At 43.9% G+C, this 15,842-nt stretch carries 15 protein-coding genes; 6 read left to right on the top strand and 9 right to left on the bottom strand.

Annotated features, from left to right (window positions below; translation table 11 throughout):
- Entirely contained in the window at positions 1 to 2,022 is a 2,022-nt protein-coding gene (gene mrdA / locus BLP85_RS10030; RefSeq protein ID WP_171259695.1) for a penicillin-binding protein 2, read from the bottom strand.
- A gap of 236 nt (positions 2,023 to 2,258) precedes the next feature.
- Here mrdA and BLP85_RS10025 point away from each other — a divergent pair, with 236 nt between their 5' ends.
- The 4 genes from BLP85_RS10025 (at position 2,259) to BLP85_RS10010 (ending at position 5,193) form a co-directional block, all read left to right on the top strand.
- Complete coding sequence (locus BLP85_RS10025) at positions 2,259 to 2,777, top strand: hypothetical protein (RefSeq protein WP_092819997.1); 519 nt, start codon at positions 2,259 to 2,261, stop codon at positions 2,775 to 2,777.
- A gap of 64 nt (positions 2,778 to 2,841) precedes the next feature.
- Positions 2,842 to 4,158, top strand: a complete 1,317-nt coding sequence (locus tag BLP85_RS10020; RefSeq protein WP_092819949.1) for a hypothetical protein — start codon at positions 2,842 to 2,844, stop codon at positions 4,156 to 4,158.
- Between the two features lie 82 nt (positions 4,159 to 4,240).
- Positions 4,241 to 4,900, top strand: a complete 660-nt coding sequence (gene adk / locus BLP85_RS10015) for an adenylate kinase (RefSeq protein WP_092819948.1) — start codon at positions 4,241 to 4,243, stop codon at positions 4,898 to 4,900.
- Between the two features lie 83 nt (positions 4,901 to 4,983).
- Positions 4,984 to 5,193 (top strand): hypothetical protein, encoded by a 210-nt coding sequence (locus BLP85_RS10010; RefSeq protein ID WP_092819947.1) that lies wholly within the window; start codon positions 4,984 to 4,986, stop codon positions 5,191 to 5,193.
- 43 nt (positions 5,194 to 5,236) lie between these two features.
- Here BLP85_RS10010 and nth read toward each other — a convergent pair whose 3' ends face one another.
- Together nth and BLP85_RS10000 are read right to left on the bottom strand one after the other, a co-directional pair.
- Positions 5,237 to 5,932, bottom strand: coding sequence for an endonuclease III (gene nth / locus BLP85_RS10005; protein ID WP_092819996.1), 696 nt, complete (start codon positions 5,930 to 5,932; stop codon positions 5,237 to 5,239).
- On the bottom strand, positions 5,932 to 6,753 hold the full coding sequence (locus BLP85_RS10000; protein ID WP_228143289.1) for an RnfABCDGE type electron transport complex subunit B: 822 nt from the start codon (positions 6,751 to 6,753) through the stop codon (positions 5,932 to 5,934). The genes nth and BLP85_RS10000 overlap by 1 nt, the downstream gene beginning before the upstream one ends.
- A gap of 307 nt (positions 6,754 to 7,060) precedes the next feature.
- Here BLP85_RS10000 and gdhA point away from each other — a divergent pair, with 307 nt between their 5' ends.
- Positions 7,061 to 8,404 (top strand): NADP-specific glutamate dehydrogenase, encoded by a 1,344-nt coding sequence (gdhA, locus tag BLP85_RS09995; RefSeq protein WP_092819945.1) that lies wholly within the window; start codon positions 7,061 to 7,063, stop codon positions 8,402 to 8,404.
- A gap of 70 nt (positions 8,405 to 8,474) precedes the next feature.
- On the opposite strand, the gene BLP85_RS09990 is transcribed toward gdhA, so the two are convergent.
- The 3 genes from BLP85_RS09990 to rlmH form a co-directional block, all read right to left on the bottom strand.
- Positions 8,475 to 9,242, bottom strand: coding sequence for a DUF4377 domain-containing protein (locus BLP85_RS09990; protein ID WP_092819944.1), 768 nt, complete (start codon positions 9,240 to 9,242; stop codon positions 8,475 to 8,477).
- Between the two features lie 149 nt (positions 9,243 to 9,391).
- Complete coding sequence (locus BLP85_RS09985; RefSeq protein WP_092819943.1) at positions 9,392 to 10,168, bottom strand: DODA-type extradiol aromatic ring-opening family dioxygenase; 777 nt, start codon at positions 10,166 to 10,168, stop codon at positions 9,392 to 9,394.
- A gap of 205 nt (positions 10,169 to 10,373) precedes the next feature.
- Entirely contained in the window at positions 10,374 to 10,856 is a 483-nt protein-coding gene (rlmH, locus tag BLP85_RS09980; protein WP_092819942.1) for a 23S rRNA (pseudouridine(1915)-N(3))-methyltransferase RlmH, read from the bottom strand.
- A gap of 154 nt (positions 10,857 to 11,010) precedes the next feature.
- Here rlmH and BLP85_RS09975 point away from each other — a divergent pair, with 154 nt between their 5' ends.
- Positions 11,011 to 11,970, top strand: a complete 960-nt coding sequence (locus tag BLP85_RS09975; RefSeq protein WP_092819941.1) for a M28 family peptidase — start codon at positions 11,011 to 11,013, stop codon at positions 11,968 to 11,970.
- Between the two features lie 264 nt (positions 11,971 to 12,234).
- Here BLP85_RS09975 and lon read toward each other — a convergent pair whose 3' ends face one another.
- The 3 genes from lon to BLP85_RS09960 all read right to left on the bottom strand — a co-directional run bounded on the left by lon (position 12,235) and on the right by BLP85_RS09960 (position 15,826).
- Entirely contained in the window at positions 12,235 to 14,661 is a 2,427-nt protein-coding gene (gene lon, locus BLP85_RS09970) for an endopeptidase La (protein ID WP_092819940.1), read from the bottom strand.
- A gap of 146 nt (positions 14,662 to 14,807) precedes the next feature.
- Positions 14,808 to 15,395, bottom strand: coding sequence for a 5-formyltetrahydrofolate cyclo-ligase (locus BLP85_RS09965; RefSeq protein WP_092819939.1), 588 nt, complete (start codon positions 15,393 to 15,395; stop codon positions 14,808 to 14,810).
- A gap of 50 nt (positions 15,396 to 15,445) precedes the next feature.
- Positions 15,446 to 15,826, bottom strand: a complete 381-nt coding sequence (locus BLP85_RS09960) for a MerR family transcriptional regulator (RefSeq protein WP_092819938.1) — start codon at positions 15,824 to 15,826, stop codon at positions 15,446 to 15,448.
- Between the last annotated feature and the right edge of the window lie 16 nt (positions 15,827 to 15,842).

Below are 15,842 nucleotides of genomic sequence, written 5' to 3'. Positions count from 1 at the left end.
TCATTCACCTTCAGCTTCTGCGGGTTGTGCACCTGAGGCAGCTTGCGGAACCTGCTGTGGCACTGCTGTTGCATTGGTCTGAGCATTGGTCGCCGTGCCTGCGGGTACCGTGCCACTTGGCAATTCACCCGGTTTGATGCCGGCAGTCATTAAGCCGCCACTAATTTGATGCGCTGCCGGACGGATTGGATTCTTTTTACGGGTATATAACCAGTAATCAAACATAGGACGAGCCAGCTGAGCTGCGGAGCCCCCGTGTTTACCATTTTCCCAAACGACTGCAATCGCAATTTCAGGATTTTCTGCCGGGGCAAAACCGACAAATAAACCGTGGTCAAGTTGACGCTCGGTTAATAATGCTTCGTTGTATTTTTTGCCCTGGGCAATACTCTTGACCTGTGCGGTTCCGGTTTTCCCTGCAATATGATACAGCGGGGTACGGATGCCGCGTCCTGTACCAGATTCGATGACATCAACCATGGCATCGCGCATTTTAATCCAGTCTTCCGGTTTGCCGTTAAACTGGATTTTGCCATCAGGTGCATTACGCATGTGAAAAGGTTTGGCACCGTGACTTTCACGCAGTACATGCGGGGTAATATGCGCACCCTGATTTGCCGTAATTGCGGTCGCCATGGCCAGTTGTAGCGGTGTTGCAGTAAAAGCACCCTGTCCGATACTGACGGAAATGGTTTCGCCTTTCAGCCATTTACTGTTACGGGTACGCATTTTCCAGTCTGGGTTGGGATACAGGCCTGTACTTTCACTCGGTAAATCCACGCCCGTTTTTTCACTAAAACCAAATTGGCGCATCCAGGCATTCATTTTTTCGATGCCCATGCGGTAAGACAGGATATAAAAGTAGGTATCACAAGATACCACCTGGGCTTTATGCATATTTACCGCACCATGACCGGATTTTTTATGGTCACGGAAGCGGTGGCTGTCACCCGGTAAGGTGAAATAGCCCGGGTCAGAAATGGCTGTTGCCCAGTCGACATAGCCGTAATGAATTCCGCCTAATCCGAACATCGGCTTAATGGTGGAACCGGGAGGATAAGCCCCTTGCACAGCACGGTTATACAGCGGCTGGTCAAGGTCGTCCCGTAGTGCGCTATAGTCGGTATTGCTAATCCCGGTCACAAATAAATTCGGGTTAAAACTTGGACTGGAAACCAGGGCCAGAATTTCCCCTGTTTTCGGATTCAGCGCCACAATGGCACCACGACGACCCGCCAGCTGCTCGGTTGCTGTGACTTGCAAGCCGTAGTCAATTGAAAGGTACAAGTCATTCCCGCGTACCGGCTCTTTACGACCTAAATTGCGTAATACGTTACCGTGAGCATCAGCTTCGACAGATTCATTACCGGGCAGGCCATGCAACAGATCTTCATAGGATTTCTCCACCCCGATTTTACCGATCAGGTTGGTGCCAGCATATAAATCTTTATCAATCGATTTTAATTCTTTGTCGTTAATACGCCCCACATAACCGATTACATGGGCAAACAGGTCGCCATGCGGATAATAGCGGGTCATTTGGGTTTCAATATTGACCCCGGGAAACTGAAATTTGACTTCGCTAAATTTTGCAATATCGGTTTCGTTTAAATTTAATTTGAGCGATACGCGTTCGGTTTTTTTAGAGGTCTTGATGCGGCTGCTAAAACGGTCAATATCTTCTTGCGTCAGGCTTAAAATGGGAGTCAGACGCTTTACGGTGTCGTCAATGTCCTGCACATCGGCCCGAGACATGGTTGCAGAAAAGACCGGATAATTGTCTGCCAGCAAAATACCGTTACGGTCATAGATATAGCCGCGCGCAGGTGCCAAAGGCTGCAGGCGGATACGGTTCTGGTCTGAAGCCGTTGAAAATTCATTATAATGCACGATTTGCAGATAGGCATAACGGGCAACAAGCAGGAGCAGAAAGAAAGCCACGATCCCGATGGAGATAAAAACCCGATTGCGATAAATGCGCTTTTCTTGTTGAACATTTTTTAAAGGAAAGTGCTGCTTCATACGCGATCGACTTACATACAGGGGAGTGAAAAAATCTGGTGGCACATTCTAACGCAAGTCAGCATTTTTTGATATTTGTTCCGGTGAACTGTTGGACGGGTTTAGCTTAAACTTTGACTTTACAGACATTAAAATTGTAAAGTGAAGTATATAAGAGTTCTGATAATTCTGCTAAAGTCAAAATTCAAAAAAAGGACTGTATTAAAAAATAAAATTTAGGGACAACGATGAAAATAATCACAAAAGTGTATCCTTTGCTGGCTTTTTTTGCGCTGGCAAATATTGCTCATGCACAAGACAATCCATATTCACCTGAAGCGAAATTGACATCAGACAGTGCTAAAACATGGAATGTCGGGGTTGGATTTACCCAAAAGCTTCTTCATTTGAATGCAGAATGGGTGAATCCTTATGGCATCGCTTATGCAAAAGCGGGTGTGTTTTATAATGATGACTATAATGCCGGTGCTCAGGTCGGGTTTCGTTATCCTTACTATCTCACCGGAAAAGATAAAAACGGTTACTACGTGGGTGTCTATGCAGGACATATTGAAAGCAAACACATCAATAATGAATACGAAGCAAGACTGGGAGCCGGTGTAGATTTGGCCTATGTATTGCTTAGTAAAGAACGAATTAGCAGTTTTAGTATCGGTATCGGCGCTGGTGAAAAGATGACGGACCAATATGGCGAAGTGATTGCAGAAACAGAACCCATGCTACAATTTTCCTATACTCTAAGTGTCGGTATATAGCGAAAATAGTCAGTTTTTACAATTAAGTATTTTGTGATTAAAAAATTAAATATGGATATCGTGCATGTTTGAGTACGTCAACGAATTGTGGCAAACCTTCTTGAATCGCCCTGATTTCTGGGCAGTACTTAGCATCATTCCTGTGACAGCTTTTGTAACTTGGGCGCATGTGTGGATGGCGCTGAAAATGGTATTTTATCCCCTGACGTTTTGGGGATTCCATGTAGGTCCGCTGCCTGTGGGCTGGCAGGGGATTGTGCCACGTAAAGCCGGTCGCATTTCAGGGATTATCACAGACAATACATTGTCGAAACTGGGTTCTTTGCGTGAATTTCTGGATGCCATGGACCCTGAAGATATGGCACGGATCATTGGTGAGCAGGTCGGGTTTGAACTTGAACATCTGATTGATGAAATGATGATTGACCGTAATGCCGTACTATGGGAAAACTTGCCATATTCGATTAAACGCCGTATTTATTCCCAAGCGCATAAACAGCTGCCGGGTATCTTAAGGGAACTGGTGACCGAGCTGACCATGAACGTCGAGTCACTTGTGGACATGCGTGAAATGGTGGTGCGCCAAATGGAAGGTGATCGCCGTTTAATGGTGAACATGTTTCTTAAGGTGGGGCGTAAGGAAATCAACTTTATCTGGCATATCAGTGCATTAATTGGAATGTTCTTCGGTATATTCCAGATGATTGTCTGGTTTGTGGTGCCTTGGCACTGGACGGTTCCTTTCTGGGCAGCGGTGTGGGGGTTTTTGACCAACTGGATTGCCATCTGGATGGTGTTTAATCCGCTGGAACCGCATTATATTCGCTATCCGCAGTTTTTTGCGCGCACCGAAAGCCGCCAGTTTCCTTGGATCAAACCGGTGATTCCGCGTATTGGCACCTATAATATCCAGGGTGCCTTTATGAAACGTCAGGATGAAGTTTCTGATGTTTTTGCACGAGTGGTCACAGAAGACCTGATTACGTTAAAATCCATTATGACCGAGATGATGTATGGCGGGAAGAAAGATAAAACTCGCCGTATCGTTAAACGCCATATCAACGAAATTATGGAAACTCCGATTGTTCGGACCTCTTTGCAGCTGTCTTTAGGACCAAAAGAGTATGCAAAACTCAAGACGGACTTGATCGATCGCTCGATTGAAATTACGATGGTGCCTGTATGCGACCCGGCCTTTAATGCGAGCCGTGCACAGAAAATCTATCAAATGTTTAGAGACCGTATTCGCGAGTTGACGCCAAGAGAGTTTCAGAATCTGTTACGTCCTGCCTTTCAGGAAGATGAATGGATTCTGATTGTCTTGGGTGGCGTAACCGGATTTATAGCGGGTACAATACATTTGTTTGTGGCTTTCTTATAATTAGATGCTGGACTACATGACGAATAGAGAGATTTGTCATGCAAACGCATCACATATATTTGTTAAATGAGGATGTTTTTTTATGCGCATTATATTACTCGGACCACCTGGAGCAGGTAAAGGTACACAAGCTCAGTTGATCTGTAAGCGCTACAATGTCCCACAAATTTCAACCGGTGATATGCTCCGTGCTGCAATTCGTGAAGGTACTGAATTAGGTCTTAAAGCTAAAAGCGTGATGGAAAGCGGTGGTCTGGTATCAGACGAGCTTATCATCGGTCTTGTAAAAGAACGTATTGCTCAACCTGATTGTGTAAACGGTTGCATTTTTGATGGTTTCCCTCGCACCATTCCTCAAGCAGAAGCTTTGGAAAATGAAGGCATCAACATTGATCACGTGATTGAAATTGATGTTCCAGACGAAGAAATCGTAAAACGTCTTTCTGGTCGCCGTCAGCACCCGGCATCTGGCCGTGTTTACCATGTGGTTTACAATCCGCCTAAGGTGGAAGGTAAAGATGATGAAACGGGTGAAGACCTGGTTCAGCGTCCTGATGACCAGGAAGAAACCATCCGTAAACGTTTAGGTTCTTATCATACTGAAACTGAACAGCTGGTAGGTTTCTACCAAGGCCGCGCAGCATCGGGTGAAAATGCACCGACTTATGACAAGTTAAACGGTCTGCGTCCAATTGAAGAAGTTCAAACTGATCTTTTCGCCATTCTGGACCAATCAAAATAATCGTATTTCGATGCTTTTGACAATCGAAGAGCCCTAAGTCATATTAGGGCTCTTTTTATTATGCTCTCAAAAAGGACACTGCTGTGAAATTTGCTGTATTAGGGTTAATGGTCGTATTTCTGGCAGTATTGTTTGCTTTGTTCTATGTCAGTTTCAAGATGCTGAAAAAAGTACGTCAGCAAGAGCGTAGCGAAAATGCTGGCAAGGTTCCTGTGAGTCGGCTGCATCCCAAATTACAGGCAGAACTCGAACAAAAACGCCAGCAAGAACAGGCAAAACAAAATAAAAAATAATGGCTTTTAAACGGAGCACATCACCTGGTTGAACTCATCTCATTTATGATTCAACTTCAATGTTCTTGACAGGAATCACACGGCCAGCACCAAATTCAAAACGATCTGGCCAGTTGCACACATCACACACCACACATTCATGACATTTGGGCTTGCGTGCAATACAGGTATAACGACCGTGTAAAATCAGCCAATGATGGGCATCAACTATAAATTCCTTGGGAATGACTTTGACCAGCCGGTGTTCAACTTCAAGCACATTTTTGCCAATAGCCAGACCGGTACGATTACCTAAACGGAAAATATGCGTATCGACTGCCATGGTCGGATGGCCAAAAGCGGTATTCAGCACCACATTGGCAGTTTTACGCCCCACACCTGGTAATGCTTCCAGATCAGCCCGATTGTTGGGCACCACACTATTGTGTTTTTCAATCAGCAGCTTGCAGGTTTTAATTACATTCTCAGCTTTGGCATTATATAAACCGATGGTCTTGATATATTCTTTTAACCCTTCAACGCCCAAAGCATAAATGGCTTCCGGGGTATTGGCCACTGGAAACAGCTTGTCAGTGGCTTTGTTGACACTGACATCGGTGGCTTGAGCGGAAAGCGTCACGGCCACCAATAGCTCAAAAGGAGTGCTGTAATTCAGTTCGGTTTTAGGGCTAGGTCTTTGCTCTCGTAAGCGTTCAAAAAAAATCTGAACCTGCTTTCTGGTCATGTTTTTAACAGCCATCATGAAGCTCCCAGAACAATCAGCTGCTGTTGCAAATCATCCAGCAGGGCACGTTTCTTGAGGTCTTCACGAACACTGAGCTGTTTTTCTAATTTTTTGATTTGGGTGCGAATTTTTGCCAGTTGAATGGTGGTTGCTGCATCGTGGCTCACGATAGGTTTAGCTGTTTTTTCCACCACTTGAATCTCTGGAACCAAGTCACTTTGCGCTGAAAATTGGGCAAATAAGGCCGTATCAATATTGGCACGCACCACCGGACCTTTGCGGTTAATCCGGCGTTTCTCTTCACGCTGAATATGTGCGTAATAGCGCTTGCGCAGGTCAGTTTGTTCAGCAATACGCGTCTCTTCTGAAGGCACGACGTGGTTGTCTTCTACCAGGTCAATACAGTCGACCGGGCAGGGCGGAATACAGAGTTCGCAACCGGTACACAGGTCAGTCAAAATGCTATGCATGAGCTTACCTGAACCAATAATCGCATCGACTGGGCAGGCGTTAATGCACTTGGTACAACCAATACATTCATCTTCACGAATAATCGCTTTCATACGTTGTGGACGACCATCACTTTGAATCGGCCAAACACTTTCTTCTGCTTTGAGTTTTGGGCGACCCAGCAATTCAGCCAAAGCGTCGGCAACGGGTTGTCCGCCTGGTACACATTTATTGGCCTCTTCACCTTCACTTATGGCTTTTGCATAAGGGAGGCATCCATCTCGATGGCCGCAAAGTCCGCATTGTGTTTGCGGCAACAGGGCGTCAATTTTTTGAATCAAGCTAATTTGAGTGTTCATGTATAACCGGGAGTGCTGGGCAAGCAGCGTGAAACAATGTGCTGGAGAGCAATACTAGCATGTTTTTACATAGAATTCCTGTGCGCAAAAATGGGACTGAAAATGCATTAATATCGGGCAAAATATTACACCGATATATAGCTAAAAGTTATTTAACATATAATAAAAAAGACTTAATAATTAAATTAAATATATGTTCTATATAGATAATTAAAGTTTTTTTCAAAAAACTATTGCTGAATGGGTGCAAGTGATATTTAATGTTTTGCGCCAAAATATATCATTGATTGAAATTTTGACCAATTTTGATCCACTTTCTGCTGAGGATTAAGCGTTGAAATACAACAGCCTTAACGACTTCCTAAACTACGTTAAATCACGTGACCAACATCAACCAGAGTTTCTACAAGCTGTAGAAGAGGTAATGACTAGCCTTTGGCCATTCATTGAAAAGAATCCAGAATATGCTGATCATGGATTACTTGAACGCCTTGTAGAACCTGAACGTGCGATTCAGTTCCGTGTTTCATGGGTAGATGACCAAGGCCAAACTCAAGTAAACCGTGCTTTCCGTGTACAGTACAACTCAGCTATCGGTCCATTTAAAGGGGGGATGCGTTTCCACCCTTCAGTGAACCTTTCAATTTTGAAATTCCTAGGTTTTGAACAAACTTTTAAAAATGCCTTGACTACATTGCCTATGGGCGGTGGTAAAGGTGGTTCAGATTTCGACCCTAAAGGTAAGTCTGAAGGCGAAATCATGCGTTTCTGCCAGGCATTAATTATCGAGTTGTACCGCCATCTTGGCTCTAATACTGACATCCCTGCAGGTGATATCGGTGTAGGTGGCCGTGAAGTGGGTTACATGGCCGGTATGATGAAAAAACTCAGCAATGACACTTCATGTGTATTCACTGGTAAAGGTCTGACTTTTGGTGGTTCATTGGCGCGCCCTGAAGCAACAGGTTACGGTACTGTGTATTTCGCTGAGGAAATGCTGAAAACTCGTGGCGACAGCTTCAAAAATAAAGTCGTAACGATTTCTGGTTCTGGTAACGTTGCACAATACGCTGCTGAAAAAGCAATGTTCCTGGGTGCGAAAGTGGTTTCACTTTCTGACTCTGCGGGTACGGTATTCGTTAAAGATGGTTTCACTGATGAGCTTCTTGCAGAAGTGATGGAACTTAAAAACGTTAAACGTGGCCGTATTTCAGAATTTGCGTCTAAACACGGTTTTGAATATCTTGAAGGTCAACGTCCTTGGGGTATCAAGTGTGATATCGCGCTTCCATGTGCAACTCAAAACGAGTTAGATGCAGACGATGCAGCTAAACTTCTTGCAAATGGCGCAATCTGTGTTGCTGAAGGTGCAAACATGCCTTCTACACTTGAAGCGGTTGAGAAATTCGTGGAAGCGAAAATCCTGTATGCTCCAGGTAAAGCATCGAATGCAGGTGGTGTAGCGACTTCTGGTCTTGAAATGTCTCAAAATGCATTGCGTTTAGGCTGGACGTTTGAAGAAGTTGATGAACGTTTACACGCGATTATGAAAGAAATTCACCGTAACTGCGTGAAATACGGTACTAAAGAAGATGGTACTGTAAACTATGTTGATGGTGCGAACATTGCAGGCTTCGTAAAAGTGGCTGATGCTATGCTTGCTCAAGGCGTATTCTAAGTCTGACTTGGTTTAAGTTTTAAAAAAACCGGGGCAAATGCCCCGGTTTTTTATGTCCTGAATAAACTATTTACTTAACCGTTGAGCGTTCAACCGTCATGTCATGGATATAAGCATATTTCGACTGATCTGCAGCAGGATGCTTGATTTCATAACGCTTGACCCTGATGATTTGTCGCTCATTGGGGTTATGGGTAAAACCTTCGATTTGATCATAGAATAAAGTCCAGTCTTTATCGACTTGGATTTTTATCCCGCTTTCACTGTATTTAACTTCCCGAACCTGTAAACAGTTTTGTGGGGCGACACCGCTACATGGCTTAGTTTCAGGTGAAATTTCCAGAAAAATGGTTTCAGCCTGAGTCTGATATTTGCTTTCAGGGGTCATGGTGCCAGTGAAAACGTATTTCTGACCTGTGGCTGAAATGAGGGTTAATGTCGGTTGTTGTGAATTTTTTAAATCTAAAATAAACGGTACTTTGCGGTTATTAAACAGATCTTTGGCAATGTTTTCTTGCTGCATGGAGACGTCTGGACATGCCATTTGGGTTCCCATGAGGGGGCCTGTCACGATCTGATTATTTTCAACTTTCCAGCTGCTACCCATACCATTACAGCTGGTAGCAATGCTCAAACGGCCTTGATCGTCAAAATTTAGTACCAGTGGTTTAGGTGCGGACCCTGTAGCTGTAAGCCATTGATAAGTGCTCAAGGTCTTATCTGCATTTTGTTGTTGAAGTACAGACACGGCGACATCTCCAACTTTTTGAATATCGCCAGATTGACAAGCTGCAAGCGTGAGTGGGAAAAGAGCCATTGCTAAAAGTTTAACTTTCATTTTAAAAGTACTTGGTTTTGAAGAATTTTTAATAGAATAACGTAAAGGTACTTAAAAAATATGGATATATTTTGGTGAATTAGGTATCAAAATGTATCCATAACTATAATTTTGTTAATAATTAATAAAAATTTATGAGTTGATGTGCATCAGTCAAAACGGTAAATATCCATACCCAGAGAACCCATACTGAAACTGCTATGCACAATACTGAAACGATGCCCAGTCCCCATCGCAAAGAACAGGGGAGCAAAGTGTTCTAAGGTCGGATGATTACGCTCTACATGAGGGATACTTTGCCAGTCCAGAACCGCAGCATAATCGCTGTGATTCATTTTGCTGACCACATAATTCCGAAAAGTCGATGCCCACTCGGGTACAGTAGCAGCTTCACCATGCCATGCCAATTCACGCAGGTTATGGGTAATACTTCCCGAACCGATTATTAATATTTGTTTTTCACGTAATGGTGCCAGGGTTTGACCAATTTTATAAATCTCCTCAGCAGACATGTTCATCGGTAAAGAGATTTCTACCACAGGAATATCAGCCTCGGGATACATATGCAACAATGGCATCCACACGCCATGATCACGTGGACGAGTGCTGTTGGCATGGGCTGTAAAGCCAGCATTGGCCAAAAGATGCAGAACCTGTTCTGCAAGTTCAGGTTGACCCGGTGCCGGATAGCGGATTTCATACAGCTCAGGCGGGAAACCACGAAAGTCATGCCAGGTTTCTGGACGAACGCTACTACTCACTTCAAGCGCATTACTTTCCCAGTGCGCAGACATCACAATAATGGCTTCAGGCTTAGGCAGATTTAAGCTCAATCGCTCCAGAGCAGGACCTACCTGTTCCGGATTTAGCGCCAGCATGGGTGATCCATGCGAAATAAATAAACCGGGTAAAGTCTGTAGATTCATGTTGATGCGCCTAATTTAAATAACATCGATTGAGGCTATGATGCCAAATAAAGAGAAATGAAATAAATACAATTTATATCAACATATTGTTCCTTTTTTGGAACAATAATGCAGGGTCCGGTCAGGTGGATGACCCAAGCTTGGCAATATGTTCGCCTGATACGGTTTTGCCCAGCTTAAATCACCTGGTGTTGCATGAAGCCGTTTAACCCGCCCGATGATAAGGATGATTATGGTTGATGCTCATTGCGCGGTAGAGCTGCTCGATCAGCATGACGCGAACCATAGGGTGAGGCAGGGTGAGCTTGGATAAAGACCAGTGCCATGCAGCAGCTTTACGTACCGCTTCGGAGTGACCATCCGGACCGCCAATCGCCAAGACCACATCATTACCTTCCAGCATCCATTGTTTCATGGTTTCAGCCAGTTTTTCAGTACTGAATTCTTTACCCCCGACTTCAAGGGCAATCAGGGTTTCATTATGTTTCAGTGCATTCAGAATGCTTTCGCCTTCAATCTGGCGATATTTCAGAATATCGGCTTCAGAATCATTTTTTCCGCGTTTTGCCATAGGTAATTCTATAATTTGGGTCTGCACAAAAGGCTGGATACGTTTGAAGTAATCTTCAAAACCGGTGAGCACCCAGGCTGGCATTTTTTGACCGATGGTAATAATACGGATTTTCATAAGATTCGATGATTTAAGACTCATCTTTATTATAAACGCTAAAACTGATTTTACTTGTTTTTGAGCAACAAATTGCAATTGAAAAGGCGTGCCAGATGCTGCTTTAATCTTCAGCAATGGATTGAATATGCATAAGAAGAGAGGACGATAATAAATGAGATTAAAAAGGGATAAAAATTTAGGCTTATGGTTGAGCACCTTCCTTTGCACTCTTTTGTTCAATACTTCAAGTTGGGCATTACCGAGCATATCACCCGCCAGTAACGATAATTTAAAGGTCTATCTGGAGCAAATTATAGGTCAGCAGGGGCATCGTAATTATAAAAACTCACAAGAGCTACAACGCGTTTCTGCCTGGATTAAAGAACAGATGCGTTTGTTTGGTATCCCATGCCAGTATCAAAATTATTCGGTGAATGGTTTGGGTTATCGCAACGTAGTATGTACCTTAACCGCAGGTCATGCTGACAAAGTGATTGTCGGCGCGCATTATGATGTGTTTGGTGAAACTCAAGGTGCGGATGATAATGCTTCCGGAGTAGCAGGGGTGATTGAAACCGCACGCATACTGTCACAGCAGAAATCGCAACTGCCATATAATGTTGAATTTGTATTTTATACCTTGCAGGAGCCGCCATTTTTCAAGACCGAATACATGGGCAGTTTTGTCCATGCAAAATCCATCCAGGCTCAGAAAGATCACATTCGTGGCGTTTATATTTTAGAGATGATCGGGTTTTATGATGAAAATCTGGTGCAGGAATATCCTGCCGGCCTGAAATGGGTTTATCCGCAACATGGTAACTTTATTGCGGCGGTCAGTAATATACAGTCCTATGATTTGAGTGCGAAATATTGTGAATCGATGCGAATACTGGACCGCCTGGAATGTCAACGACTGGTGGCACCGTCCTTTATCACGGGGATGGAATTTTCAGATCATCTGAATTACTGGAAGCTTGATATTCCCGCGATGATGATTACCGATACGGGTCATTTCCGTAACAAGCACTATCATCGAGCCACGGATACCTTAAAAACTCTAAATATTGCCAAAATGGCCCAGGTGATCGATGGACTGGCTTATAGTTTAATGATGCAGGCTGATGAATAGAAACCCATAAAAAACGCAGTCCCTGAATAGAATACTGGGACTGCGATCAAAAGGTCATCCACCTGGAGATGTAGATGACCATTCACATAACTTATTAACAACTTTCTAACTAGAAATAAATTAGAAACTTACAGCGCATCTGTGTCTCTATAATATTAATTGGGGATGAGCTGCTGATTTTTCAAGTTGATGCTTTATAAATATCTTCAAATTTTTACACAAAAAAAGAGAGCCGAAGCTCTCTTTTTTTGTAGCAAATTACAATTAATGACGGGCTGCTTTGCCTTCTGCAATTGGTTTAACAATTGGAGCTTTCACCAGCGGTTTCGGCGCTTCAACCAAGGCAAATGGCAAGATTTCATCAATGCTTTTCACGGTCTTGATTTCCAGGCCGGCTTTAACATTTTCTGGAATTTCCACCAGGTCACGAGCGTTCTCTTGAGGGATGAATACCAGTTTAATGCCACCGCGGTGTGCAGCTAAAAGTTTTTCTTTCAAGCCACCAATACGCATTGCACGACCGCTCAGATTGGTTTCACCGGTCATGGCGATATCAGCACGAACTGGAATGCCCGTGAAGGCTGAAACCAGTGCAGTGGTTAAGGCCAAACCTGCAGATGGACCATCTTTCGGTGTTGCACCTTCAGGCAAATGCACATGAATATCGGTTTCTTCAAATCTTGAAGCTTCGATACCCAAGGCATCGGCACGGGTGCGTACGACAGTCATTGCAGCGGTAATGGATTCTTTCATGACATCACCGAGTGAACCGGTGGTAATGAATTTACCTTTACCTTTTACGGCTGCCACTTCAATCGAAAGCAATTCACCACCCACGGAAGTCCAAGCTAAGCCATTGACACGACCCACTTGCGCTTCTTCTTCTGCCATACCGAAGTCGAACTTATGTATGCCCAGGTAATCAGACAGGTTTTCAGCAGTGACATCGATATGCAGGTTTTTGGCTTTTTTGCTGACCGCTTCTTTCACCACTTTACGGGCAATTTTTGACACTTCACGTTCAAGACTACGCACACCGGCTTCGCGAGTATAACGACGCACGATGTCACGAATCGCTTCTTCATGAATGGTCAATTCTTTTGCACGCAAACCGTTGTCTTTAATGGCTTTAGGAACCAGATAACGCTCGGCAATATTGACTTTTTCCTCTTCGGTATAACCCGGCAGACGGATCACTTCCATACGGTCTAAAAGAGCCTCAGGAATATTCATGCTGTTTGCAGTACAGATGAACATCACTTCAGACAGGTCCAGATCAAGATCGAGGTAATGATCGTTGAACTTGCTGTTTTGTGATGGATCAAGGACTTCAAGCAAGGCAGAAGCAGGGTCGCCACGGTAGTCCTGTGCCATCTTGTCAATTTCGTCGAGCAAGAACAGCGGATTCTTCACGCCGACTTTGGTCAAGGACTGGACAATTTTACCCGGCATTGCACCAATGTAAGTACGGCGGTGACCGCGGATTTCCGCTTCGTCACGCACGCCACCTAAAGCCATACGTACAAATTCACGGCCTGTGGCTTTGGCAATCGATTCACCCAGGGACGTTTTACCCACCCCAGGAGGACCAACCAGGCAAAGAATCGGGCCTTTAAGTTTTTTCACGCGTGATTGAACAGCAAGGTATTCAACAATACGCTGTTTCACCTCGTCCAGACCATAGTGGTCGGCATCCAGAATCTCTTGCGCCTTGTTCAGGTTAATGCTGACTTTGCTGGCCTTATTCCAAGGCGTATCTAAAATCGCCTCGATATAGTTGCGCACCACCGCAGCTTCACTGGAAGCCGGTTGCATGGCTTTGAGCTTACGGAATTCAGATTCGGCTTTTTTACGCACGTGTTCAGGTAAATCAGCTTCTTCAAGACGACGTTCAATTTCAGCCACGTCATCTTCAGCACCGCCGTTCATGTCGGAAAGCTCGCGCTGAATGACCTTCATTTTTTCATTCAGGAAGTATTCGCGCTGGTTTTTCTCCATCTGGCGTTTTACCGAGTCATGCAAGGTTTGTTCAATCTGCTGTTCTTCTGACTGTTGCAGCAAATAAGTCATGAGCTCAGTCAAATGTGCTTCAAAGTCATCGTGTTCCAGGAACTTTTGCTTGATATCGATGTTCAAGGGCACACGGGTGGCCACAAAGAACAACAGTTGCAGCAAGTCATCGATCTTATTTGCAGCAGTAATCAATTCACGTGCATTACGTAATTTGGCTTCTGCATACTGGGCAAATAAAGTTCGCAGTTCTTGCACACGTGTCGCTTGAGAAGCCGCTGCAACATTCACGGTCATTGGGCTAATGGCATGTTCGGCTGATAAATATTCATCATGGTCGATGATTTTGACCAGCTTGGAACGGTGTAAGCCTTCAATGAGTACCTTTATACAGTTTTCATCATTTTCATGATTCACAACTTGCACAATCTTCGCGACAGTACCGTATTGATATAAGTTGTCGTGATCAATTTCTTCTGTAAGAGAATCTTGTTGTGCAACTACAAATACGAGATTGTCACTGTTACGGGCCACGTCAACTGCTTTGATCGATTTTTCACGACCTACGAATAACGCAATTTGCATGTGTGGATAAACCACCACATCTCGTAGCGCTAAAAGTGGTAATACGCTTGGAACCTGTGCATCTAAGGTTTCTTGATTCATAATAATTTCAGACATGGGCACTCCTAATGAGTAACAATGGTGTTGCCATATTTTTATAGTGAAGTGTATTTTAAAAATTACAAGGGCAGGGCAAATGAAAATGTATAAAAAATGAGTAAATATGTGATTTTAAAATATTCCTATCAGTCAAAAATACCAATTCAACGCTTAAAATGTAGATATTTTGCAGGGGTAAGTAAGGCATCCAGAGGTTGATCCCAGGTTTCGCGATGCAGGCGGAATTGAATCAATTGAAAGTCATGCGCAAGACCAAGCCGATAGGGCTTATGGGGTGCACTGGCCAGGGTTTTGTCGTAAAAACCGCCACCCATGCCTATGCGTGTGCCATAGAGGTCACAAGCCAGTAAAGGCATGATTAGAAAATCCAGCGTCGAAACATGCGCTCCACGCCCGGCCATCGGTTCTTTCATGCCCAAGGGATGATATGAAAACTGATTGTTTCGGTATTGTTGCTGCGTAATTTTGACCCAGTGCAATTGCTGGTTCATGCTGCAAATCATCGGCAGATAAACCTGCTTATGCTTTTTAAAGCAGTATTCAATAATTTGTCTGGTATGAATCTCTCCAAAAGCCTGCAGATACACACCAATTTTTTTTGCATGCTGAAAATGTTTGAGCCGGATCAGTTGCTGAAGTACTTTTTGTTGTGCCTGTTTTTGTTGAAAGCTGGAAACGGCTCTGCGCTGATGTCGAAGTTGCTTGCGTAAAACTTTTAAATCCACAGACATCTTTTATTTGTTCCCAAAAAAATAGATAAATATTCATCTTATAAAGCAGTTTAACTGTTTTTCAGCTCTTTCAAAATCGGGCAACCGCTTTCACTGGTGGTTTTACATTCATCCACCCAACTGCTTAAACGGGTTTTGAGTGCCTGTAATTCCTGAATCCTTTGATCAATTTTTTCCAACCGTTGCTCTATGACATGCCGCACCTGTTCACGGTCTTCGAGTTGAAGTTGCAGTAATTCCTGTATTTCACTGAGCTGCAAACCTGCATCTTTGCCTTTTTGAATAAAGCTTAAGGTTTCAATGTCTTTTTCATTGTAATAGCGGTAGCTCTGCGTGGATTCAGGTACGCGCATTAAACCGATGCGCTGATAATAGCGAATGGTTTCAACGTTGACATGACAGTGTTTGGCCAGTTTTCCGATGGTGAGCATAAAATATCCTCAAATG

It is taken from the genome of Acinetobacter kookii (assembly GCF_900096895.1).
GTDB classification, from domain to species: Bacteria; Pseudomonadota; Gammaproteobacteria; order Pseudomonadales; family Moraxellaceae; genus Acinetobacter; species Acinetobacter kookii.
This window is presented reverse-complemented; position numbering and strand designations above follow the sequence as displayed.